A 23,202-nucleotide genomic window follows, 5' to 3' on the forward strand; every position below is an offset into this window, starting at 1 on the left:
AGGTGTGGGCTTCGCTCCTCCCGTGATCGATAGCACCCGCTGAACTAGAAAAGCCTGAGCTGCGGCCCCTGGGGCGGTTCGAACAGGTCGGTGCGAAGCGCGATCTTCTCCTTGTTGAGCCCGTGCTTAGCGGCGGCGATCTTGAACCGCGTCTCGAGCAGCGCGGCCCAGGGGCCCGATCCGCGCATCCGGGTGAACCAATTGGGATCATTGTCGCGGCCGCCGCGCAGCGACTGGATGATCGCCATCACTTTCTCGGCACGATCGGGATAATGTTCGTCCAGCCATGCCCGGAACAAGGGCGCGACCTCGTGAGGGAGGCGCACGGGGATGTAGAAGCAGCCTCGGGCGCCCGCTTCGGCCGCCGCGGCGACGATCGCCTCGATCTCGTGATCGGTCACGGCCGGCACGACCGGCGCAATCGCGACATGCGCGGGCACGCCGGCTTCGGCCAGGGCCCTGACCGCGGCAAGCCGCTTTTTTGCCGATGCCGCGCGTGGCTCGAGCGTGCGCGAGATTTCGGGCGTCAGCGAAGTGACCGAAAGCGCGACGCAAACCAGGCCCTGTGCGGCCATCGGCGCGAGCAGATCAAGGTCGCGCAGCACCCGGTCCGACTTGGTGGTGATCATCAGCGGATGGCGAGTCTCGGCAAGCACCTCGACGACCGACCGGGTGATGCGCCAGCGCGCCTCGATCGGCTGGTAGGGATCGGTATTGGTCCCCATCGCGATCGGCGCCACTTTGTAGCCGGCCTTGGCGAGCTCGGCCCTCAGCAGCTTGGCTGCGTCGGGCTTGGCGAACAGTTTCGATTCGAAGTCGAGGCCGGGCGAGAGATCGTGGAACGCATGGGTTGGCCGGGCGAAGCAGTAGATGCAGCCATGCTCGCAGCCGCGATAGGGATTGATCGAGCGGTCGAAGCCGACGTCGGGCGAAACGTTCCTGGTGAGGATCGTCTTGGGTTTCTCGATCGTCACCGTGGTGCGCAGCGGCGGCGGCCCGCCGTCGAGTTCCTCGCGCATGTCGAGCCAGTCGCCGTCAGCCTCGCGGACGGCGAGGCCGAAGCGGGTCGGAGTCCGGTTTTCGGGGGCGCCGCGGCCGTGGCGTGCGTCGGGTCTCTTCACGCACGAATAATGCGCCAACGATGAGAACAAATCAAGAACTTCTCTCCCTCTCCCCCCTTGCGCGAGAGGGCCGGGAGAGGGCCGGGGAGAGGGGGTGGGGAAAGCGGAGCGCGGGCGGAAGAAACCCCTCTCCCAACCCTCTCCCGCAAGGGCAGAGGGCTTTTCTTGCCGCTTATTTCGTCCCGCTGCTTACCGCAGCGTAGCTCTTGCGCTTCACCCGGACGGAGGTCGCGCCGGGCAAGCCGGGGAACCTCGGCCACAGGCCCTGCACCAGCGCCAGACGGCTGCTCGACTGCTGGCGTCCGGCCTTCTGCTCGTAGACCCAATAATTGCGCAGGATGATCGGTACGTAGCCGCGCGTCTCCCAATAAGGGATCGATTCGATGTAGAGCAGGGGGTCGCCGCCATCGATCTGGCGCAAGTTCCACTCGGCGACCGGCAACGGCCCACTATTATAGGCCGCGATCACCTTGGGGAGCAGTCCGCCGGTGCTGCGATCGTCGCGCAAATACTCGAGATAGCTCTGGCCATATTCGATGTTGGTTCCGGGCTCGGTCAAGTGCCGCGGATCGAAGATCTCGCCGCGGCCGCGCGCGATGTCGCCCGCCGTGCCGGGCCGGACCTGCATCAGGCCGGTCGCGCCGGCGCTGCTGACGACCTGCGCCCGGAAGCCCGATTCCTGCAAGGTGTGCGCAAAGACGAGCGAGGGATCGACCCTCCAGCCGCGTGCCGGCTTCCAGGCAGGCGCGGGATAACGCGCCGCCATGTTGATCTGGGCGCCGCGTGGGCGATTGTGGGCCAGCCAAAGCTGGGTCGCGGGAAGATCGAGCGCGGCGGCGAGGTGGAGCAGGCCGTTATGGTCGCCGGGGGCAATCTTGGCCTGATGGCGGATCACGTCCTCGGCGCGGTCGCGCTCGCCGATCTCGACCAACGCAATCGCGGCCTTGACGTTGGAGCGGTCGGCCACGCCGCGCCATTCGGCATCGCGGTAATTGTGGAAGGCGTTGGGATTGGCGGCGGCGATGCCGAGCGCGCTTTGCGCGAGCATGCCGTAGAAGGTCTCGTTCATGCGCGCGGCGGTGCGAAGCCGTGGCTGGATGCGCTCCGGGTGGCCCCCCGCCATGTCGGCGCGCGCGGCCCAATAATGGCCCGCGGCGGAGAGCTCGACCTCGGTGGCACGGGCGGCGACCGTCGCGAAACTGGCGGCGGCGGCGTCATAATCGCGCAACCGCCAGGCAGCGAGACCGGCTAGCCATTCGGCCTGGAGCACCCACTCGCCGATGCCGGCGCGTGCTTTGTCGGCCATGCGCCGAGCCGAGCGGTCGTCGCCGACGATATAATAAGACCAGCCGATCCGCTGGCGATATTCGGTCAGCGCCTCTTGTGTCAGCGCCGACTCGCGCTCGCTGAGCAAAGCTTCCGCGGCGGCCGGCTGGTTGTCCTTGATCAGCGGCTGGATCAGGCCTTCGAGCTCCGACGCGACGATGTCGCCCTTGACGCTTTTGGCGCGAGACCGGCGCGGCTGGGTCTCGCCCCAGATCAACCGCTGCGCCTCCGGAACGGGCGGCAGCTCGAGCGCGCCGCGAGTCGCGGCAAGGCGTGAAAGCTGCGCCGCATGCGGCAGCTCGGGCGCGCGCGCGAGCAGCGCCATCAGCGGCTCGAGCTCGACCTTCGGCGAACCTTTGGCAAGATAGAGCTCGGCGGTGGCGAGCGCGGTCAGCGGGCCCTCGCCGACGAGCGCGAGACGGGTCGAGGCGCCGATCCAGTCCGAGGCCCGGAGAGCGGCAAAGATCGCGGCATAATCGGCGCGCTGGGCTTGCGTCAGCTCCGCCGGCATTGTTGCGGAAAGATCGTGCGTCGCCGGTTCGCTTGCCGCCTGCAGCGGGGCGGCGACGAACATCGTGGCGGCGAGCAGCAGGAATCCGGACTTGGTCATTGCTCGAGCTTGTCCATCAGCATCTGGAGATCGGCCCAGGCGTGTTTCTTGGCGCCGGGCTGATCGAGGAGGTAGGAGGGGGCGAAGCTCGCCATTGCGGCAATATCGCCCATATGGGTTGATAATTGGTGCCAGCGGCCGCGCGCCTGCATCATCGGCATGCCGAGCAGGGCTTTCGAGCAATTGTCGCCGAGGAGCAGCAGCGCCTTGGGGGCGGCGAGGCCGATATGATGGCGTGCGAGCGTCGCGCATTGAGTTGCGCTGCCCTCGTTGAACGAGCCGCTCGGCGAGCGCAGGCAGGAAAAAGCGGCGAGATAGATCGTCTCGCGGCTGCGCCCGATTGCCGCCAGCATCCGGTCGAAGAGCCGCCCCGCATCGCCGGACAGCAGCACGCCTGCGCTGCAATCCTCGGCCGCCGGCATGTCGGTCAGCAGCATCACGCCCGATGCCGGGTCGCCCGAAGGGCAGACGCGCGGCGCGCCGGGCGCGGCAAAGGGGAGGGTATCGCTCTCGGCAAGGTAGGCGCGGAACAGTTCGAGCTGATCGGGCAGGCTCTCGCGCGCCTCGGCAACCGTTGCCGGAGGGCCGTTGCCGCTCGCTGCTATCGGGTCGGATTTTGGACGCAGCCAGTCGCGCGGAGCCTCGTCGACCAGGCAGTCGACCCCCGCATCGCTCCACCATTGCAGCGCGCTCGCGACGTCTGCAGCGCAGACCGGCTGTTTTCCCCACACCACCGCTGCACTGAGTCAGCAGTAGGAGGGGTGGTCAACTCAAAAATTGCCGCTTATCTGCCAGACGTTGGCTGCGTGCGACGACAGGAGTCCAGGCAGCGCCGAGCGGGAGCGAAAATGGCCGATCGCGAGTCGATGTCCTATGATGTGGTGATCGTCGGTGCGGGGCCCGCGGGCCTCGCCGCGGCGATCAGGCTGAAGCAGCTCGCCGCCGCACAAGGCCGCGAAATCTCGGTCTGCATTCTCGAAAAGGGCTCGGAGGTCGGCGCCCACATTCTCTCGGGCGCGGTCGTCGATCCGCGCGCCCTCACCGAGCTTCTCCCCGATTGGACGGAACGCGGCAGCCCGCTGACCGTGCCGGTCGTCGAAAACCACCATTGGGTGCTCACCGCGAAGGGCAAATATTCGCTGCCGCACCTGCTGATGCCGCCGTTGATGAGCAACAAGGGCAATTATACCGTCTCGCTCGGCAATCTGTGCCGCTGGCTGGCCGGCGAGGCGGAAGCGCTCGGGGTCGAGATCTTTCCTGGCTTCGCCGCGGCCGAGATCCTGTTTCATGACGACGGGTCGGTGAAGGGCGTCGCGACCGGCGACATGGGGGTAGCGCGCGACGGCAGCCGCAAACCCGATTACCAGCCCGGGATGGAGCTTCACGGCGCCTATACCTTCTTCGCCGAAGGCGCGCGCGGCCATCTCACCAAGGAGCTGAAGCGCATCTTCTCACTCGATGAGGAGAGCAGCCCGCAAGTCTATGGGATCGGGCTCAAAGAACTCTGGGACGTCGATCCCGCCAAGCACAAGCCCGGCCGCGTCATCCATACCCAGGGCTGGCCTCTGCGCGACGCCTGGGGCGGCGGCTTCCTCTATCATCAGGAAGGCAACCAGGTCGCGCTCGGGCTCGTCGTCGCGCTCAACTATCGCAATCCCTATCTGTCGCCGTTCGAGGAATTCCAGCGCTGGAAGCAGCATCCCGAGATTCGCGGCCTGCTCGAGGGCGGCCGAAGAGTCAGCTACGGCGCTCGGGCGATCAACGAGGGCGGCTGGCAGGCCATTCCGAAGCTCGCCTTCGCGGGCGGCGCGCTGATCGGCTGCTCGGCCGGCTTCGTCAACGTGCCGCGCATCAAGGGCAGCCACACGGCGATGAAATCGGGCATGCTTGCGGCCGAAGCCGCTTTCGAGGCGGTCGCGGCGGACCGCCGCGGCGACACCTTGTCCGCCTATGAGGATGCGCTTCGCTCGAGCTGGGTCGCCGACGAGCTCAAGCTGGTCCGCAACGTCGAGCCGATGGTCGCCAAGTTCGGCGGTTTTGCAGGCACCCTGCTCGCGGCCGCCGACATGTGGATGCGTACGCTCAAGATCGGGCTGCCGTTCACGATGAGGCATCATCCCGATCACGCCCAGCTCTGGCGCAAGGATCTCGCCCGGCCCATCGCCTATCCGCGCCCCGACGGCGTGATCAGTTTCGATCGGCTCTCCTCGGTGTTCGTCTCCAACACCAACCATGAGGAGGATCAGCCGATCCACCTGACCTTGAAGGACGCCGCCGTGCCGGTCGACGTCAATCTTCGGCTCTACGACGCGCCCGAGCAGCGTTATTGCCCGGCTGGCGTCTACGAGATCATCGGCGAGGAAGAGGGCAATCCCCGCCTTCAGATCAACGCGCCCAATTGCGTCCACTGCAAGACCTGCGACATCAAGGATCCCACCCAGAATATCAATTGGGTGGTGCCCGAAGGCGGGGGAGGACCGAACTATCCCAATATGTAGGATCGGGATCGGCGTGGGCCTGGCCTGCGCACTGCTTGCGCCGCAGCCGCTGGCCGCGGCGATCCGGTCCGATCAGCAGCTGCTCGCCATCTACGCCCGCGCCCGCGCGGCCGACAGCCTCGGCGCAGCGGAGCGGGCGGCGCTCGATTACAGCATTGCGCTGGCGTCGGCGCCCGGCAATCAGATGCTCGCCTCGCGCGCGCTGACCCAGGCGGTGCTGGCCGGCAACCTGCCGCTGGCGGTCAAGGCCGCGCGGGTGCTCGAGGCCGGCGCCGTCGTCGCGCCGGACGCGCGCTTCGTCCTGCTCGTCGAGGCGGTCCGCGGCGGCGATTGGCGCAAGGCGGACGTCCAGATCGCGAGCATCGAGCGCGACGAGGTGTTTTCGTTCATGGCGCCGGTGATGCGCGCCTGGGCCGCGTTCGGCGCCAGGAACGGCGATCCGTTGCAACCGCTTTCGACCGCGGGCAGCGATTCGCTGGCCTTGTCCTATGTCGCCGAGCATCGGCCGCTGCTGCTGCTGGCGATGGGGCGCGAGAAGGAAGGCCTGGAGGCGCTGGGCAAGCTGATCGCGGCCAATAACGGCCGCGCGTATCGGGTTCAGCTTTCGGCGGCTGCACGCCTCGCGCGCGGATCGGACCGCCAGCGCACGCTCGATTGGCTCAAAGGCGATGCCGAACCGCTCGTCGACGCGCGGCAGCGGGTGCAGGAAGGCAAGCCGCTTGGGGGCGGGATCGACACGGCGCCCGAGGGGCTCGCCGAATTCCTGCTCGCGATGGCGATCGACCTGCGCCGCCAGGACGTCACCGCGCTGGCTTTGTCGTTCGCCCGCCTCTCGACCTTCCTCGCGCCGGACGATTCCGAAGCCTGGCTGATCGTCGGCAGCTTGCTCGCGGCGCAGAACCAGAAGGGCGCGGCGCTCGCGGCGCTGGACCATATCGGCCGGGATGATCCGCTCGCCGACGCGGCGGCCGATGCCCGCATCCGGCTGCTGACCGCGAGCGGCGAAGCCACACTCGCGCTCAAGCAGGCCGAGAAGGCCGCGCGCGACAAGGCCGCGGGCGCATCCGACTGGATCAGGCTCGGTGATCTCTATGACGAGCTTGGCCGTCATCGGGAGGCGGCCGAGGCTTATACCCATGCTCGAAGCGCCCCGCGCGATACGTCGGCGACGCCGGAATGGACCCTATGGCTGCTGCGCGGCGGCTCGTTGCTGCGCGCCGGCAATTGGCCCGATGCCAAGGCGTCTCTCGAGGCGGCTTACAAGCTCGCGCCCGATCAGCCTGTGGTGCTCAATTACCTCGGCTATGCGCAGCTCGAGCGGCGCGAGAATATGATCGAGGCGGAGAAGCTGATCCGCGCCGCCAAGCGCCTCGACCCCGAAAGCCCGCAGATCACCGACTCGCTCGGCTGGGCGCGCTATCTGCAAGGCGATCTCGCCAAGGCGATCGAGCTGCTCGAGGCGGCGGTGCGCGGCGAGCCCGCCGATCCGGCGATCAACGAGCATCTCGGCGACGCCTATTTCAGCGCCGGGCGCCGCTATGAGGCCCGCTACGCCTGGAGCGCCGCCCTGGTGTCGGCCGAGCGCAAGGACGCCGAGCGGATCCGGGCGAAACTGGAGACGGGCCTCGCGCCGGAGCTTGCCGCTCCCTGATGCAAGAGATCGCTTTTGCCAAGATCAACCTGGCGCTGCACGTCCGGCTCCGCGCGCCCGACGGCTATCACCATATCGAGACCTTGTTCGCCTTTGCCGAGGAGGGTGACCGGCTGTCAGTCGCCGAAGGGGAGGAGCTGAGCCTCGAGGGCGAGGGCGAGTTCGCCGCTTCCCTCCCACCCACCGAAGCCAATATCGTTCTCGCGGCCGCCCAAGCGCTGCGCCAGCGCTACTCGATCGTGCGCGGCGCCGCGCTTCGTCTCGACAAGCGCCTGCCGGTCGCGGCCGGGATCGGTGGCGGCTCGGCCGACGCGGCGGCCGCGCTGCGCCTGCTCCAGCGCTGGTGGGAATTGCCGCACGAGCCCGAAGCCTTGCTCGAGATCGGGCGCAGCCTCGGCGCCGACGTTGCCGCATGCATCATCTCGGCACCGTTGCGGGGCGAGGGCAGGGGCGACGATCTTGCGGCGATCGACGGCACGGCGCTCGCAAGGGCACCTTTGCTGCTCGTCAATCCCCGGATTGCGGTCTCCACCGCCGCCGTGTTCGCTGCCTGGGACGGCGTCGACCGCGGTCCGCTCGCAGCCGGCGACGTGATCGCCGCCGCGCAAGCCGGCCGTAACGATCTCGAGCCGGCGGCGCTGGCGATCGCGCCGCAGATCGGCGATGTCCTCGCCGCTTTGTCAGCCGCCAAGAATGTGCGGTTGGCGCGGATGTCCGGATCGGGCGCCACCTGCTTCGGGTTGTTCGCGACCGAGGCCGACCGTGACGCCGCCTCCGCCGCGATCGCCGTCCGCCATCCCGGCTGGTGGCAGTGCGCGACGCGCCTGCGCGCAACACCCCAGAGTCGGAGCCTATGAACGAAGCCGTCGAATTCCTTGCCGCCGCCGTGCCGAGCGATCTGCTGCTGATCGCCGACCACGCCTCGAACCATATTCCCGAGGGCATCGATCTTCGCATCGCACCTGCGTTGCTCACCGAGCACGTCGCCGCCGATATCGGTATCGAGCCGTTGACGCGGGCGCTTGCCGCGCGGCTTGGCGCACCGGCGGTGCTTGCCCGGGTTTCGCGGCTGGTGATCGATTTCAACCGCGATCCCGACGAGACGAACCTCATCCCCGCGATCAGCGACGGCCATGTCATCGCCGGCAACGCCGGGCTCGGGGAGCGCGAGCGCGAGGCGCGGATCGAGCGCTTCTGGACGCCCTATCATGACCTGATCGGCGATCGGCTCGATGCGCTCCGCCCGGCCATGATCGTCAGCCTGCACAGCTTCACCCCGCAACTTGCGAGCCGGCCTCACGAGGCGCGGCCGTGGGAGGTAGGAATCCTCTACAATCAGGACGATCGTGCGGCACAGATCGCGATCCCGCTGCTGCGCGCGCAGGGCATCGTCACCGGCGACAATCAGCCTTATTCCGGGCGCGATCTCAACGCGACGATGAATCGGCACGCCGAGCGCCGCGGCATTCCCTATCTCGGCTTCGAGGTGCGGCAGGATCTGATCGGCGACGCGCGTGGAGTGAAGCAATGGGCGGAGCGGCTCGCGCCGATCATCAGCCGCACCTGCGCCGCGCTTGCCTGATCGCCGACATTCCCCCAGACTCCGGCGCATGAGAAATGCCGCACCGTCGATCGCCGTCGCATTGCTGCTCGCATCCTGCGGCGATTCCGGCGCACCGAGTGGGGAGGGCGCCGGCGCGGCAAGGGGCGAGGCCCTGATCGCCTGCGCCACCGATGGCAGCCGGCAATGGGAACGCGCCTGCACGGTCGAGACGACCCAGGGCCCCGATGGCCCGATACTCGTGGTGCGCGGGCCTGACGGCGGCTTTCGTCGTCTTGCGATCACCAGCGACGGCCGCGGCGTGGTCGCCGCCGATGGAGCCGAGCCGGCGCTCGTCACGCCGGCCGGCGAGGGCCTGATCGAGGTCGCGATCGGCAACGACCGTTATCGTCTTCCGGCGACGGTGAAATCCGCGCCGCGCTGAGCATGGGCCGGCGCTTCATCCTGACCGCTGACGAGATCCGCGCCGCCGAGGAGGCGGTGATCGCTGCGGGCACCTCGGGCGAGGAATTGATGGCGCGCGCCGGAGCCGCCGCCGCGGACGCGATCTGGCGTTATGCCGGACCGCGCCCCGCTTTGGTGCTCTGCGGACCGGGCAACAATGGCGGCGACGGCTATGTGATCGCTCGGCTGCTGGCGGCGCGGGGCGTAGCGGTCAGAGTCGCGGCGCTGGCCGAGCCCCGCACCACCATCGCCCGCTGGGCGCGGGCCGGCTGGACCGGCGATGTCGAGGATTTGCTGACCACGCACGGTGCGCCTTTGCTGATCGACGCCTTGTTCGGGATCGGCCTCGTCCGGCCGCTCGATCCTGACGCGGCGGCGGCGCTGATGCGGCTTGCGTCCGAGGCGCAGGTCATAGTCGCGATCGATCTGCCGAGCGGCGCGGCCACCGATGACGGCAGCCTGCTCTCCCCGGTCCCGGATTATGATCTCACGATCGCCTTCGCCGCGCTCAAGCCCTCGCATCTGCTTCAACCGGCGGCGCGCCACATCGGCCGCCTGGTGCTCGCCGACATCGGCGTTCCGGCGCAAAGCCAGCTGCACGCGATCGGGCGCCCTTCGCTGCGATTGCCCGGGCCCGACGATCATAAATACAGCCGCGGCTATGTCGCCGTGCTCGCCGGCGCGATGGCCGGCGCGGCCGGCCTCACGGCGAGCGCCGCGTTGCGCGCCGGCGCCGGCTATGTGCGGCTGATCGGCGGCGGCGACGTGCCGGTGCCATTGGCGGTGGTGCGCGATCACGGGAGCGGCGATCCGCTCGAGGATCAGCGCATCGGCGCGATCGCGATCGGCCCCGGGCTGGGCCGCGACACGGCGGCGGAGCGGCTGCTCGAGCAGGCTTTGGCGTCGCGTGCGCCGCTGGTGCTCGATGCCGACGCGCTGGTGCTGCTCGCCCGCCGCGCGGACATGCCGCAGCGCGCGGCCGACTCGATCCTGACGCCGCACGCCGGCGAGTTTGCGCAGCTGTTCGGCACGCCGCCGGGAACGAAGATCGACCAGGCGCGGGCGGCGGCGCGCGGCACCGGCGCGGTGGTCGTGTTCAAGGGCGCGGACACGGTCGTCGCCGCCCCCGACGGGCGCGCCGCGATTGCGCCGCCCGCGCCGGCGGCGCTGGCGAGCGCGGGCACCGGCGATGTCCTCACCGGGATCATCGCGGCGCTGCGGGCGGGCGGATTGGAAGCCTATGAGGCGGCCTGCGCCGGAGTCTGGCTCCACGGCCGTGCCGCCGAGCTGGCCGGCGACGCCCTGATCGCCGACGATCTCGTCTCGGCCATTCCGATGGCGCTGGCGCAGGCACGGTGAGCGGAATGGAGACGATCCTACGGGTCGCGGCGCGCGGCGACGGCGTGACCGAGACCAACCGCCACGTGGCCTTGGCGGCGCCGGGCGATCTGGTGAGCGGCGACGGCATCGTGACGCGGGGACCGCATCATGCCGAGCCGCCGTGCCGGCATTTTCCGGAATGTGGCGGATGCCAGCTCCAGCATCTCGACGATTCGGCCTTTGCCACTTTCCTCACCGATCGGATCGCTGCGGCGCTGGCGACGCAGGGGATCGTATCGCCGGAGATCTTGCCGCCGCACATCTCTCCGCCGCGCAGCCGCCGGCGCGCCGCGCTCAGCGCCGAGAAGCGCGGCAACCGCGTGCTGCTCGGGTTCAAGGCCGAGGCCAGCAACCGCATCATCGACATGCGCGAATGCCACATCCTGCGCCCCGAACTGTTCGCACTCGTGGAGCCGCTGCGGCGGCTGATGGGCGAGCTGTTGGCGCCGCGCAAGGATGGCAACGTGCGGATGACGCTCGCGGACCAGGGCCCGGACGTGCTCCTCGAGAATGTCGCCGCCGACGGCTTGCGCGCCGCCGAGGCGCTCAGCGCGTTCGCGCAGGACCATCGTCTCGCGCGGCTCGCGATCGACGACGGTCATGGCGCGCAGACGCGCTGGGAGCCCGAGCCGGTGACGATCACCCTTGGCGGTGCGGCGGTTCCGCTGCCGCACGGCGCCTTTCTCCAGGCGACGCAGGAAGGCGAGGCGGCGCTGGTCGAGGCGGTCAGGCAGGGCCTCGGCGGCGCGCCGATCGTCGCCGACCTGTTCGCCGGGCTCGGCACCTTTGCCCTCTCGATCGAGGGGAGAGTGCTCGCGGCCGAGGGCGATCGCGATGCGGTGCTGGCGCTCAAGAGCGCCGCCAACCGCGCCCAGCGCCAGATCTTCGTCGATCATCGCGACCTCTTCCGCGCGCCGCTCGACGAAAAGGATCTGGCGCGCTTCGATGCGGTCGTGCTCGATCCGCCCCGCGCGGGCGCCAAGGAGCAGGTCGCGCACCTCGCCCGCTCTTCGGTGCCCAGGATCGCCTATGTCTCCTGCAATCCCGCCACCTTCGCCCGCGACGCGAAAACGCTGATCGACGGCGGCTACCGGCTGCTGTGGGTGAAGCCGGTCGGCCAGTTCCGCTGGTCAGTCCACGTCGAGCTGGCCGCCGCCTTCGCGCGATAATTCGGGGACACAATACTTAATTCGGCTCAAACGGTCGTTACCAAACAGCGCCGAGGGAATTAAGTATTGTGTCCCCGCATTTCACCGCCCCGCGGAAATAAGTATTGTGTGCCCGGAATAGAAAATCAGTCGAACAATTTCCCGAACGCGCGCTTGGCGCGGTCGCGCCAGTGGCCGCGGTGATAGGCGTCGGAGGCGAGCAAAGGCAGCACGCTGGTCGCTTCGGCGAACACCATCTGCTCGAGCGCGGTCGAGACCTTGCCCCAGCTCGCCGCCTCCTGCAGGGTCGAGGAGGAGCAGGCGCCGTCGCGCACGTCCGCGACGGTGATCTGGATGGCATATTTGTGGACCTCGACGTCGTGGCCGAGGATCTCGGCGCAGACCACCGTGTCCTGGGTGAAGTTCTTGGGCACGCCGCCGCCGATCATCAGCAGGCCGGTGGTGCCGGCCTTGATCTTGATGTCGGTCAGCTCGCGGAAATCGGCGATCGAATCCATCGTCAGATAGGTGCGGCCCGCCTTCATCGCATCGACCTGGTGCTTGACCAGGCCGAAGCCCGCCGAGCTGTCGGTGAACGCCGGGCAGAAGATCGGCACGTCATGCTCGTAGGCGAGCTTGACCAGGCTGTTGTCCTTCTTGCCGTTTTCGACCAGCCACTTGCCCATCTCGCGGATGAACGCGCGCGACGAATAAGGCCGCGGCTCGAGGCTGTTGGCGATCGCGCCGATCGTGTGATCGGTCTGCTGCAGCGCTTCCTCGTCGATATAGGTGTCGTAGATGCGGTCGATGTAGAGCGAGCGCAAGGTATCGTCGTCGGGCACCTCGAGCGCCTGATAATGCTTGTGGCCGAGCGCCTCGAAGAAATCCATGTCGACGATGGTCGCGCCGGTCGCGACGATCGCGTCGACCATATTGTGCTTCACCAGATCGGCGTAGAGATCCATGCAGCCGCCGGCCGAGGTCGAGCCGGCGACGACGAGAATGATCGAGCAGTCCTTGTCGGCGAGCATCGTGTTGTAGATTTCGGCGGCGCGGCCGAGATCGCGGCTGGTGAAGCTCATCTTCTTCATCGCGTCGACGATCGGGCGCGCGTCGAAGCTCTTGATGTCGATATGCTCGACCTCGGTCGAAAGCAGCTCGGCCTTGCGCGTGTCGTTGATCGGGGCGTCGTTGGTCATTGGTTTTCCTTTGAAAAAATGCGCCGCCCTGGCCAAGCGGCCATCGGCATATGTTCAAAAGCGTGAGCTCGAAAGCTTGCGGAACGCGCGCCGGACCGGCCGGCGCGACGTCCTCGCAAATGCAGATAATGCGCTGCTACAGTTTCACAACGTTCGAGCGAAGCGTCTCGTCTTCGTCGGCGCCGTACAAGGTCGTCATCGGCTCATCCTCGCAGATCACCTTGAGGTCCGAGCCGAAGCCGTTGAAGCCGGTGCGCATCGCGCAGCCATAGGCGCCGAGCATGCCGATCTCGATATAATCGCCGGCATCGACGTCGGCGGGGAGCATGAACGGTCCCGCCATATGGTCGAGATCGTCGCAGGTCGGCCCATAGAAGCTGAAACCCATGTCGCGCGCGTCCGAATCTTCCTCGCGGACCAGCTTCACCGGGAAGCGCCAGCCGATATGCGCCGCATCGAACAGCGCGCCATAGGCACCGTCGTTGATGTAGAGCTCGTCGCCGCGCCGTTTCTCGACCCTCACCAGCACGCTCGCATATTCGGCGCACAATGCCCGGCCCGGCTCGCACCACAGCTCCGCCGAATAGCTGATCGGCAAGGCCTCGAAGCAAGTGTGGATGACGTCGAAATAGGCCTCGAGCGGCGGGGGCTCCATGCCCGGATAGGAGGAGGGGAAGCCGCCGCCGACATCGACGATGTCGACCGTCACCGCCGCCTCGACGATCGCGGCGCGCACGCGCGCCATTGCTTCGCCGTAAGCGGCCGGCGACATCGCCTGGCTGCCGACGTGGAAGCACAGGCCGAGCGCGTCGGCCGCCTGGCGTGCCGCGAGCAGCAGTTCCTTGACCTCGGCAGGATCGGCACCGAACTTCGAGGCGAGGCTGAGCTTGGCATGATCCGAGGACACGCGCAGCCGCACGCACAGGTTGAGATCGGTCGCGCCGCGGGTGGCGCGGACGATCTTCTGCAGCTCCTCCATCGTGTCGAGCGAGAAGGTGCGCACGCCGAAGCTGAAATAGGCTTCCTCGATCGCCTCTTCCGCCTTGACCGGGTGCATGAAGCACTGGACCGCCTCGGGCAGGACCTGGGCGACCAGGCGCACCTCGGCGATCGACGCCACGTCGTAATGCGTGACTCCGCTTTCCCACAGCAAGGCGAGCAGATCGGGTGACGGATTCGCCTTCACCGCATAGAGCGAGCGGCCCGGAAACTTCTCCACGAAGAATCGGGCGGCACGTCGTGCGGCGTGCGGACGGATCAGCGTGACCGGTTGAACCGGCCGTAGGGACGTAGCTAGCCCCAGCGCGCTATGATGCTTGTGCAACTCAAGGGACCTCCAACGGGGTAGTGGACAGAAAGCTGCCTTGCGGTTGGAAGTCCCCATGGGGCAGCGGGCCGCGATATATGTTTGTTGAACCCCCCTGTAAAGGGCCGCCGGCCGGCGACTTTTTCCCGCAAAGGGGCGAACCGGATTCGCCAGAGCCGAACGGTGTCATTGCAGCGCCGAAACGCAGCGCAAGTCCGCGAAAGGCCGCGAGTTTTTCGTGGTTTTCGCGGTTTGGGCGGAGCGCCGAAATCGCCGAGTCTCAGACGGCTCTGCGGGGTTCGTCGGCGTTGGACTTGCTGCCGGAACACAGCAGCTGAGACGGCATCGAAGGCCTGCGAGTCGGACACTTTCCCCTCCCGTTTGCGCGACTGCTGCATAAGCAGCCGAGGCATCCAAAAACCGTTCGGCCAAAAACCGCTTGGCCTGAGCGTGTCGAAGGCCCTCTCTTCTCTGAGAAAGAAGGAAAGCGGTTCGACAGGCTCACCGCGAACGGATTTTTTGCAGCAGTCCCGCGAGTGGGAAGGGAGGCTTGAGCTCATTGCACGACCAATCCGTGCTTTTTCCTGTCGCCGAAATCCGCATTTGCCCTGATTACGCGGCGTTCCTTACCGGAAGTCCGCGGCTTTCGTCCCGCATGCCGCTGTGGCATGGCGGCGCGATGCACACAGGATTGCCGGCATTGCTGTTCTCGATCGCGGTGATCGCCGCCTTGCTGCTGATTGCCGGCGCGATCCGGATGTATCGCAGCAACGAGCGGCAGAAGGCGTTGCTGATGATCGTCGCGGCCCTGGTGCTGCTCGCCAACGTGCTGATCTGGACGCTTCCTTTCCCCGCCGTCTGAGGCGGAGGGCAGCGCCCGAAAGCTTTTCACCTCAGAGAGCGCGCCCGCGCTCGGGCATCACCTGATCGTGCAGCTCGGATCGAGGCGGAAGTCGAGATAATTGTCCACCGCCTTCATCAGCTGCGGCATCTCGTTGACGAAGAAGTGATTCGCCCCCGGGATCGTCTCGTGGTGGATCGTGATGTGGCGCTGGGTGCGCAGTTTCTCGACCAGTTTCTGCACCGCGAGCGGAGTCACCACCTCGTCGCTCTCGCCCTGGACGATGATCCCGGACGAGGGGCAGGGCGCAAGGAAGGTGAAATCGTACATGTTGGCGGGCGGCGAGATCGAGATGAAGCCCCGCACCTCGGGCCGGCGCATCAGCAATTGCATGCCGATCCACGCGCCGAAGCTGTAGCCGGCGATCCAGGTCTGCTCGGCTTCGGGATGGATCTGCTGCACCCAGTCGAGCGCCGAGGCGGCGTCGGACAGCTCGCCGATGCCATTGTCGAACACGCCCTGGCTCTTGCCGACGCCGCGGAAGTTGAAGCGCAACGTCGCGAAGCCGCGCCGCACGAACGTCTTGTAGAGGGCCTGGACGACCGCATTGTTCATCGTCCCGCCGCCGTGCGGATGCGGGTGGAGGATCATCGCCACCGGCGCACGCGGGCGCGGCCCCGGCTGAAAGCGACCTTCGAGACGGCCTTCGGGACCGGGGAAAATGACTTCGGGCATAGCACCTGCGCTTGGACTGGTTTGGGAAGAAACCCACATCGGCACCAGATGGACGGATGCCATCCGGAGCGGCGCCCTATATAGGGTTCCGAGCCCGCTTAGCAATCATGGAGCCGGAGTGAGCCGGACGCGCCTCTACCTCGATCACGCCGCGACGACGCCGCTGCTGCCCGCAGCGCGCGAGGCGATGGCCGACGCGCTGGCGCGCTGGCACAATCCGAGCTCGCCCCACGCCGAGGGACGGGCGGCGCGCGCGGCGCTCGAGCAGGCGCGCACGCGCATCGCCGCCGCGCTCGGCTGGCCGGGTCCGGTCCTGTTCACCTCGGGCGCGAGCGAGGCGCTGACGATCGCGCTGCAGCGCGGGCGCGCCGGCGAGCGCATCATCTCCGCCGTCGAGCATGACGCATTGCTGCGGGCGGCGCCGACGGCACGGCGCCTGGCGGTCGGCAGCGACGGCATTGTCGACTTGGCCCATCTCTCCGCGGTCGCCGGCGCGCAGCCGCTGGTCGCCGTCCAGCACGCCAACAACGAGGCCGGGGTCCTGCAGCCGCTCGAGCAGGTCGCCGAGGCGGTGCGCGCGAAAGGCGGGATCCTGCTCGCCGATTGCGCGCAGACGGCGGGAAAATTGCCGCTTCCGGACGCCGACATGATCGCGCTCTCCGCACACAAGTTCGGCGGGCCGCCCGGAGCCGGGGCATTGCTGCTTCGCGACTGGGCGCTGATCGAACCGGTCGGCGGCCAGGAGCAGGGCTATCGCTACGGGACCGAAAACCTCCCCGCGATCCTCGGCATGGCCGCTGCGCTCGATGCATCCGAGCCCTGGATCGACCGCGCCGCGGCGCTGCGCGCGCGGCTCGAGGAGGCGATCGCGGCCACGGGCGGGACCTGCGTCGCGGCGGGCAGCGCGCGCATCCCGACGATCGGCGCCTATCGCATGCCGGGTGTCGCGGCGGCGGCACAGCTGATCGAGTTCGACATGGCCGGCATCGCGGTCTCCGCCGGAAGCGCCTGTTCGTCGGGGAGCCTCAAGCCAAGCCACGTCCTTGCCGCAATGGGATGGGAGGAGCCGGCGCTGAGCGAGGTGATCCGCGTCAGCTTCGGACCCGCGACCGACGCGGCCGACGTGGATCGTTTTGCCGCCCTCTGGGCGCGGCTGGCGGCAAGGCGCCGCGCGGCATGATCTACCTCGATTATCAGGCGACCACGCCGGTTGCGCCGGAGGCGGCGGCGGCGATGCGGCCGTGGATCGACGATCGCTTCGGCAATCCGCATTCGCCGCACCGCCTCGGTCGCGAGGCGGCCGCCGCGGTCGCGCTCGCGCGCGGCGAGGTCGCGGCGGCGATGGACGCAGCCGAGGATGAGATCTATTTTTGCTCGGGCGCGACCGAGGCCGCCAATATGGCGTTGAAGGGCGCTGCAGCGCGGCTCCCCGCCGGCCGCCGCAAGATCGTCACGCTCGCCTCCGAGCATGCCTGCGTGCTCGACACCGCCGAATGGCTCGGCGGCCAGGGCTTCGAAATCGAAATCGTTCCGATCCAGGCAGATGGCCTGGTCGATCTCGCCTATCTTGCCGAGACGATCGACGAGCGCACCGGGATCGTCGCGGCGATGCTGGTCAACAACGAGATCGGGGTGATCCAGCCGCTCGCAGCGATTTCCGCGCTCGCCCGAGCCCAGGGCGCGCTGCTGTTCTGCGATGCGGTGCAGGCGTTCGGACGCGTTCCGATTCCGCTCGAACAATACGACATGGTCGCGGTCTCGGCGCACAAGGTGCACGGCCCCAAGGGCATCGGCGCGCTTTGGCTGCGCAACGGTGTCGCGATCGATCCGTTGCTCCATGGCGGTGGCCAGGAAGGCGGGATCCGCTCCGGCACCTTGTCCCCGGCGCTTTGCGCCGGCTTCGGTGCTGCAGCGCGGCTGCTGCGCGAGCGCGGTGCGGCCGACAAGGCGCATGTCGAGGCGCTGTGGGCCGCGGCCTGGGGAGCGCTCGGCGACGATTGGCGGCTCAATGGTTCGGCCGAGCAGCGTTATCACGGCAACCTCAACATCCGCGCGCCCGGGATCGATGCGGCGCGGCTGATCTCCGAGGTGCGCGAGGTGGCGTTCTCCGCCGGTTCAGCCTGCGCCAGCGGTTCCGGGCGGCCGAGCCACGTGCTCTCGGCGCTCGGCCTGAGCGCGGTCGAAGCGCGCTCGAGCATCAGGCTCGGCTTCGGCCGCTATACCAAGGAGCAGGATCTGGTGCGCGCGCTGACCCTGATCGACGATGCGGCGCGGCTGCAGCGGAGCTTCGCGGCATGACCCTGGTGCGGTTCATCGCGGAGGACGGCGAAACCGTGCGCGAGGTCGATGCGCCCGCGGGAGCACGGTTGCTCGACGTCGCCCAGGCCGAAGGCGAGCCGCTCGAGGGCACCTGCGAGGGGCAGATGGCCTGCTCGACCTGCCATGTGATCGTCGCTGCCGAGGATTTCGAGCGGCTGCCGCGTGCGAGCGAGGAGGAAGAGGATATGCTCGACCTCGCCGCCAACGTCACCCGCACCTCACGGCTCGCCTGCCAGATCTGGCTCACCGACGAGCTCGAGAGCCTCACCGTGCGGATGCCGGGGACCGTGCACAATATGATGGGCCGCTGATCGGCCGCCCCACGATCACGAAAACAGGGTCAGGCGGAATAGGGTAGCGCGAGCGCTTCGGCGACCGCAGCGTGGCGGATCTTGCCGGCCGCGACGTTGAGGCCGCGGGCGAGATGCGGGTCGGCCTTCAGCGCCTGTTCGGCGCCGAGATTCGCGATCTTGAGCACGAACGGCAGGGTCGCATTGTTGAGCGCGAACGCCGAGGTGCGCGCCACCGCGCCCGGCATGTTGGCGACGCAATAATGGATCACGCCCTCGACCTCGAACACCGGGTCGTCGTGCGTCGTCGGGTGCGAGGTTTCGAAGCAGCCGCCCTGATCGATCGCGATGTCGACGACCACCGATCCGCGCTTCATCGTCTTGAGCATCTCGCGGGTGACGAGCTTGGGCGCCGCCGCGCCGGGCACCAGCACCGCGCCGATGACGAGGTGGGCGTTGGCGACCGCCGCCGCGATCGCCGCCTTGCTCGCATAGACGGTCTTGATCTGGCTGCCGAAATAGGTGTCGAGCTCCGCGAGACGATCGTTGCTGATGTCGTAGATGGTGACGTCGGCGCGCTGGCCGACCGCCATTTGCGCGGCATTGAGGCCGGCGACTCCGCCGCCGAGGATCGCGACCCGCCCGGGCCTGACGCCGGGAACGCCGCCGAGCAGGATGCCGCGCCCGCCCTGCTCCTTTTCGAGATAATGCGCGCCGACCTGGATCGCCATCCGCCCGGCGACCTCGGACATCGGCTTGAGCAACGGCAAGGCGCCGCTCGGCGATGTCACCGTCTCATAGGCGATGCAGGTCGCGCCCGATCGCATCAGCCCCTCGGCCTGCGGCTTGTCGGCGGCGAGGTGAAGGTAGGTGAAGAGGATATGGCGCGGCTCGAGCAGCGCGATTTCGGCGGGCTGCGGCTCCTTCACCTTGACGATCAGCTCGGTCGCGGCGAACACCTCGGCGGGCGAGGGCAGGATCGTCGCGCCGGCGCGGACATAGTCGCGGTCGTCGAAGTCGATGCCGAGCCCGGCCCCGGTCTCGACGAACACTTCATGGCCGGCGGCGGCGAGCTCGGTCACCGAGGGCGGTGTCAGCCCCACGCGATATTCGTGGTTCTTGATCTCGCGCGGGACGCCGATCCGCATGGACTGCTTCCTCCAAAGAGCTGGATATACAAAGCCGCGGCGAAAGTGCACGTTCCATCATTGCTTCCCGTGAGTGGCCATCATTGCTTCCCGTGAGTGGATCGCCACGTTCACTTCGTCGCGCGGAGACCGGCCCAATGGGGGATTTGCCCTGCCGTTGCAGCTCAAGCACCGAAGTGCTAGGGGCGCGTCCCTGTTCCGCTGGCCTGTTCCAAGCAGGTGACAAATTGGCGATGACGTCCGTTCACCGAAGGCTGGGCCGCACCGTCCATGAACGATAACAGCAGTAAGGTCGACGCGGCCGGGGACGCCGAGCCGGGCCACGGCCCGCGCGACGCCGGCCTGGTCAAGCTCGCGATCGGCGCGATCGGCATCGTCTTCGGCGACATCGGCACCAGCCCGATCTACGCGTTTCGCGAGACCTTCGCGGGCCATCACGTCCTCGCGCCCGACCCGCTCCACATCTACGGCGTGCTGAGCCTGATCTTCTGGTCGATGATGATCGTCGTGACGCTCAAATATGTCACGATCATCATGCGTGCCGACAACAAGGGGGAGGGCGGCAGCCTGGCCTTGCTGGCGCTGATCAACCGCCGCTCGGAAGGGCCGCGGCGCTGGACGAAGGGGATCGTCCTGCTCGGCGTGTTCGCGACTGCCTTGTTCTACGGCGACAGCATGATCACCCCGGCGATCTCGGTGCTATCGGCGGTCGAGGGTCTGGAGACCGTCAACCGCAGCTTCACCCCCTGGGTGATCCCGATCGCGATCGCCATCCTGATTGCCCTGTTCGCGATCCAGGGACGCGGCACCGCCAAGGTCGGAATGCTGTTCGGGCCGGTGATGCTGCTCTATTTCGCGACCATCGCGGTGCTCGGCATCATCCACGTCGTGCAGATGCCGACCATCCTTGCGGCGCTCAACCCCTATCATGCCATCCGCTTCTTCGCGGTCGACGGCGTCCGCGCCTTCCTCGCGATGGGTTCGGTCGTGCTTGCGGTCACTGGCGCCGAGGCGCTTTACGCCGACATGGGCCATTTCGGGCGCAACCCGATCCGCGTGTCGTGGATGTCGTTCGTGCTTCCGGCGTTGATGCTCAATTATCTCGGGCAGGGGGCGATGCTGCTATCGCTCGACAGCGCGGCGGCGCTGCACGCCGTGACCAACCCCTTCTTCTTCCTGGCGCCCGAGATGTTGCGCCTGCCGCTGACCTTGCTTGCGGTCGCTGCGACGGTGATCGCCAGCCAGGCGGTGATATCGGGCGCCTTCTCGGTGACGCAGCAGGCGATCCAGCTCGGCTTCGTGCCGCGCCTTCGGATCCTGCATACCAGCGCCTCTGCCGCCGGCCAGATCTACATCCCGGTGGTCAATTGGGCGCTGATGATCATGGTGATCGTGCTCGTGCTCACCTTCCGCAGCTCGACCAACCTCGCCGCCGCTTATGGCATCGCGGTGACCGGCGCGATGCTGATTGACACCGTGCTGATCGGCGTCGTGCTGTTCCACCTGTGGCGCTGGAACCGCCTCGCCGCCGGCCTGCTCGTCGCGATGTTCCTGGCGGTCGACCTCGCTTATTTCGCCGCCAATCTGACCAAGGTTCCCGAGGGCGGCTGGGTGCCGCTGCTGATCGGCCTGATCGCCTTCACCCTGCTCACCACCTGGGCGCGCGGGCGCAAGCTGATGATCGACCGGATGAACGAAGCGTCGATGCCGGTGCAGGTGTTCATCAAATCGGCGGCGAACAGCGCGACCCGGGTGCCCGGCACCGCCGTGTTCATGACCACGACGCCGGACGGCATCCCGCACGCCTTGCTGCACAACCTCAAGCACAACAAGGTGCTGCACGAGCGGATCGTGCTGCTCACCGTGCGGATCGAGGACGTCCCCTATGTCGACGCCGACAAGCGCAACGACCTCGACGATCTCGGCAGCGGCTTCTACCGGCTGATCCTGCGCTTCGGCTTCATGCAGGAGGTCAATGTCCCGGCGTCGCTGACCCAGCTCGAGGGCTGCGGGCCGATGTTCAAGATGATGGACACCAGCTTCTTCCTCGCGCGCCAGACCTTGCTCGCCTCGTCGCGGCCGGGAATGGCGGTGTGGCGCGAGAAATTGTTCGCCTGGATGCTGCGCAACGCCGAAAGCGCGATGGAATTCTTCAAGCTGCCGACCAACCGGGTGGTCGAGCTCGGCAGCCAGGTCGAGATCTGAGCGGCCGTCTGCACAGCGGCGCGATGAGACGAACAAGATGAGCGCCGCTCCGATCATCGTCACGGCGCTGTTTGGGGCCGCTGATTTCGCGAAGCTGGATGGCTTGCGGCGGCAGCATTATCCGCCCGAGCGCAACCAGGTCCCCGCGCACCTCACCTTGTTCGCGCATTTGCCGCCCAGCCTCGAGCAGGAGCTTGGCCGCCGGCTTGCCGCCGTCACCACGGCGGCTCCGCCGCGCGCGCGGCTGGCGGGCGTGATCGACCTTGGCAGCGGCACCGCGCTGAGAGTCGAGAGCGAGGGGCTGGAGGCTTTGCGCGACGATCTCGCCGACGCCTTTCACGGTTTGCTTGCGATGCAGGACAGCGGCCCGTGGCACCCGCACGTGACCATCCAGAACAAGGTCGAGCCGCGCGAGGCGCGCACGCTCCAGGTGCGCCTGCGCGCCGGCTTCGCGCCGGAGCCGCTGACGATCGCCGGCCTCGCTTCCTGGCGCTATCTGGGCGGACCCTGGCAGGCGATCAGGCGCTATCCGTTCCGCGGCGGTCGCGTTTGAGGGCCTAATCGTTCTGGCCAACGCCCTCGCAGCTGTAATCGAAAGCGGCGAGCCCGGCATCGAGATAGGCGGCCAGCAACGGCATATCCATCAATTCGTCGATCGCCGATTCCGGATCATTGTCCGAGGCTTCGGCGAAGGCTTCATCCCATTCGCTGGTGTCGTAGGTGCCGCGGCCGACCCAGGCGAGCGCGAGCGTCTCGGCGAGCTGGTCGTCGGCGAGATCGTCGAGGATCGCCCGCATCTCCTCCTCGACGCCGCTGTTGAGCTCATCCTCCAGCGCGGACAGCGCCTGGTCGCCCTCGTCGTCGAAATCGTCGACATTGTCGGCGGCATCGTCCGGATCGATCGCCGGGACCTGCGCCTCCATCTCGCGCGCGCGCAAGATGATCCTGCACAGGGTTTCAAGCGGGGTCAGTAAGTCCATCTCTTCGCTCCGATGACGCACAGCGTGGTGCGCTCGTGAACGACAGGGGAGGCGCGGGGTTCCGGCATTTATTGCGGGGCCGAAAGGCCAGTCGAAGCGGGCGGCGGCTGGTTGACCGCCGCGGAGGCTGTGCCTATAGGCGCCGAGCCGGCGACGAGCCGCGCTGGTTGCTGGGGCGGAGTAGCTCAGCTGGTTAGAGCAGCGGAATCATAATCCGCGTGTCGGGGGTTCAAGTCCCTCCTCCGCTACCACCCCGAAAAGCGCAGAAATCCGCCATTTCTGGCGCGGAAGGCGGTGAAAATCCTCGTGATCGGGGCTTTTCATGCCGACACGCCGAATACCTTGGATTTCCGCCATTTGTCACAGCCTGTCACGGGCTCCACGGTACATGGTTGGTACACGGCGGGCACAAAAAAGGGCCGGTTTCCCGACCCTTTCTC

The 23,202-nt window shown here is 67.7% G+C and carries 21 protein-coding genes and 1 tRNA gene; 14 read left to right on the plus strand and 8 right to left on the minus strand.

Annotated features, from left to right (window positions below; all coding sequences use genetic code 11):
• Window positions 1-44: 44 nt before the first annotated feature.
• The 3 genes from V6M48_RS05865 to V6M48_RS05875 form a co-directional block, all read right to left on the minus strand.
• Window positions 45-1,121: a PA0069 family radical SAM protein gene (locus tag V6M48_RS05865; protein WP_332811594.1), complete on the minus strand. Its 1,077-nt coding sequence runs from the start codon at window positions 1,119-1,121 to the stop codon at window positions 45-47.
• A 172-nt stretch (window positions 1,122-1,293) separates the two neighbouring features.
• A complete protein-coding gene (locus V6M48_RS05870) occupies window positions 1,294-3,057 on the minus strand; it encodes a lytic transglycosylase domain-containing protein (protein ID WP_332811595.1) in 1,764 nt (587 codons plus the stop codon).
• The gene (locus V6M48_RS05875) at window positions 3,054-3,788 is read right to left on the minus strand and encodes a uracil-DNA glycosylase family protein (protein ID WP_332811596.1); all 735 of its coding nucleotides are present in this window, start codon (window positions 3,786-3,788) and stop codon (window positions 3,054-3,056) included. The genes V6M48_RS05870 and V6M48_RS05875 overlap by 4 nt, the downstream gene beginning before the upstream one ends.
• A 117-nt stretch (window positions 3,789-3,905) precedes the next feature.
• On the opposite strand from V6M48_RS05875, the gene V6M48_RS05880 reads away from it, so the two are divergent.
• The 7 genes from V6M48_RS05880 to V6M48_RS05910 are packed head-to-tail and all read left to right on the plus strand — an operon-like array spanning window position 3,906 to window position 11,760.
• Window positions 3,906-5,555: an electron transfer flavoprotein-ubiquinone oxidoreductase gene (locus tag V6M48_RS05880; protein WP_332811597.1), complete on the plus strand. Its 1,650-nt coding sequence runs from the start codon at window positions 3,906-3,908 to the stop codon at window positions 5,553-5,555.
• Window positions 5,556-5,568: 13 nt separating this feature from the next.
• Entirely contained in the window at window positions 5,569-7,206 is a 1,638-nt protein-coding gene (locus V6M48_RS05885; protein WP_332811598.1) for a tetratricopeptide repeat protein, read from the plus strand.
• A complete protein-coding gene (locus V6M48_RS05890) occupies window positions 7,206-8,063 on the plus strand; it encodes a 4-(cytidine 5'-diphospho)-2-C-methyl-D-erythritol kinase (protein ID WP_332811599.1) in 858 nt (285 codons plus the stop codon). The genes V6M48_RS05885 and V6M48_RS05890 overlap by 1 nt, the downstream gene beginning before the upstream one ends.
• On the plus strand, window positions 8,060-8,788 hold the full coding sequence (locus V6M48_RS05895) for an N-formylglutamate amidohydrolase (RefSeq protein WP_332811600.1): 729 nt from the start codon (window positions 8,060-8,062) through the stop codon (window positions 8,786-8,788). Before V6M48_RS05890 ends, V6M48_RS05895 begins: the two co-directional genes overlap by 4 nt.
• Before the next feature lie 28 nt (window positions 8,789-8,816).
• Window positions 8,817-9,191, plus strand: a complete 375-nt coding sequence (locus V6M48_RS05900) for a hypothetical protein (protein WP_332811601.1) — start codon at window positions 8,817-8,819, stop codon at window positions 9,189-9,191.
• A gap of 2 nt (window positions 9,192-9,193) precedes the next feature.
• Window positions 9,194-10,570, plus strand: coding sequence for an NAD(P)H-hydrate dehydratase (locus V6M48_RS05905; protein ID WP_332811602.1), 1,377 nt, complete (start codon window positions 9,194-9,196; stop codon window positions 10,568-10,570).
• A 5-nt stretch (window positions 10,571-10,575) separates the two neighbouring features.
• The gene (locus V6M48_RS05910; RefSeq protein ID WP_332811603.1) at window positions 10,576-11,760 is read left to right on the plus strand and encodes a class I SAM-dependent RNA methyltransferase; all 1,185 of its coding nucleotides are present in this window, start codon (window positions 10,576-10,578) and stop codon (window positions 11,758-11,760) included.
• Between the two features lie 125 nt (window positions 11,761-11,885).
• On the opposite strand, the gene V6M48_RS05915 is transcribed toward V6M48_RS05910, so the two are convergent.
• Together V6M48_RS05915 and V6M48_RS05920 are read right to left on the minus strand one after the other, a co-directional pair.
• Window positions 11,886-12,938, minus strand: a complete 1,053-nt coding sequence (locus tag V6M48_RS05915; protein ID WP_332811604.1) for a 1,9-bis(guanidino)-5-aza-nonane synthase — start codon at window positions 12,936-12,938, stop codon at window positions 11,886-11,888.
• Between the two features lie 136 nt (window positions 12,939-13,074).
• Window positions 13,075-14,262 carry a type III PLP-dependent enzyme gene (locus V6M48_RS05920; RefSeq protein ID WP_332811605.1) on the minus strand — a complete coding sequence of 396 codons (1,188 nt, stop codon included), beginning with the start codon at window positions 14,260-14,262 and terminating at the stop codon, window positions 13,075-13,077.
• A 661-nt stretch (window positions 14,263-14,923) separates the two neighbouring features.
• On the opposite strand from V6M48_RS05920, the gene V6M48_RS05925 reads away from it, so the two are divergent.
• Window positions 14,924-15,106, plus strand: coding sequence for a hypothetical protein (locus V6M48_RS05925; RefSeq protein ID WP_332811606.1), 183 nt, complete (start codon window positions 14,924-14,926; stop codon window positions 15,104-15,106).
• A 57-nt stretch (window positions 15,107-15,163) separates the two neighbouring features.
• Here the strand turns inward: V6M48_RS05925 and V6M48_RS05930 are convergent, their stop codons facing one another.
• Complete coding sequence (locus tag V6M48_RS05930; protein WP_332811607.1) at window positions 15,164-15,820, minus strand: alpha/beta hydrolase; 657 nt, start codon at window positions 15,818-15,820, stop codon at window positions 15,164-15,166.
• 118 nt (window positions 15,821-15,938) lie between these two features.
• Between V6M48_RS05930 and V6M48_RS05935 the strand changes: the two genes are divergently transcribed.
• From V6M48_RS05935 to V6M48_RS05945, 3 genes are read left to right on the plus strand one after another with little or no spacing between them, the layout of a single operon-like run.
• Window positions 15,939-17,000 (plus strand): cysteine desulfurase family protein, encoded by a 1,062-nt coding sequence (locus V6M48_RS05935; protein ID WP_332811608.1) that lies wholly within the window; start codon window positions 15,939-15,941, stop codon window positions 16,998-17,000.
• Window positions 16,997-18,118, plus strand: a complete 1,122-nt coding sequence (locus V6M48_RS05940) for a cysteine desulfurase family protein (RefSeq protein ID WP_332811609.1) — start codon at window positions 16,997-16,999, stop codon at window positions 18,116-18,118. Before V6M48_RS05935 ends, V6M48_RS05940 begins: the two co-directional genes overlap by 4 nt.
• Window positions 18,115-18,450 carry a 2Fe-2S iron-sulfur cluster-binding protein gene (locus V6M48_RS05945; protein ID WP_332811610.1) on the plus strand — a complete coding sequence of 112 codons (336 nt, stop codon included), beginning with the start codon at window positions 18,115-18,117 and terminating at the stop codon, window positions 18,448-18,450. Before V6M48_RS05940 ends, V6M48_RS05945 begins: the two co-directional genes overlap by 4 nt.
• Window positions 18,451-18,479: 29 nt before the next feature.
• On the opposite strand, the gene ald is transcribed toward V6M48_RS05945, so the two are convergent.
• Window positions 18,480-19,577 carry an alanine dehydrogenase gene (gene ald / locus V6M48_RS05950; protein ID WP_332811611.1) on the minus strand — a complete coding sequence of 366 codons (1,098 nt, stop codon included), beginning with the start codon at window positions 19,575-19,577 and terminating at the stop codon, window positions 18,480-18,482.
• Window positions 19,578-19,847: 270 nt separating this feature from the next.
• Here ald and V6M48_RS05955 point away from each other — a divergent pair, with 270 nt between their 5' ends.
• Window positions 19,848-21,782, plus strand: a complete 1,935-nt coding sequence (locus V6M48_RS05955) for a potassium transporter Kup (RefSeq protein ID WP_332811612.1) — start codon at window positions 19,848-19,850, stop codon at window positions 21,780-21,782.
• A 37-nt stretch (window positions 21,783-21,819) separates the two neighbouring features.
• Entirely contained in the window at window positions 21,820-22,335 is a 516-nt protein-coding gene (locus V6M48_RS05960; RefSeq protein ID WP_332811613.1) for a 2'-5' RNA ligase family protein, read from the plus strand.
• Between the two features lie 4 nt (window positions 22,336-22,339).
• Here the strand turns inward: V6M48_RS05960 and V6M48_RS05965 are convergent, their stop codons facing one another.
• Window positions 22,340-22,762, minus strand: a complete 423-nt coding sequence (locus V6M48_RS05965; RefSeq protein WP_332811614.1) for a DUF3775 domain-containing protein — start codon at window positions 22,760-22,762, stop codon at window positions 22,340-22,342.
• Between the two features lie 174 nt (window positions 22,763-22,936).
• On the opposite strand from V6M48_RS05965, the gene V6M48_RS05970 reads away from it, so the two are divergent.
• Window positions 22,937-23,013: transfer RNA gene (locus V6M48_RS05970), tRNA-Met, on the plus strand.
• Window positions 23,014-23,202: the final 189 nt, after the last annotated feature.

The sequence above is a fragment of the Sphingomonas sp. genome, from assembly GCF_036677245.1.
Lineage (GTDB): Bacteria > Pseudomonadota > Alphaproteobacteria > Sphingomonadales > Sphingomonadaceae > Allosphingosinicella.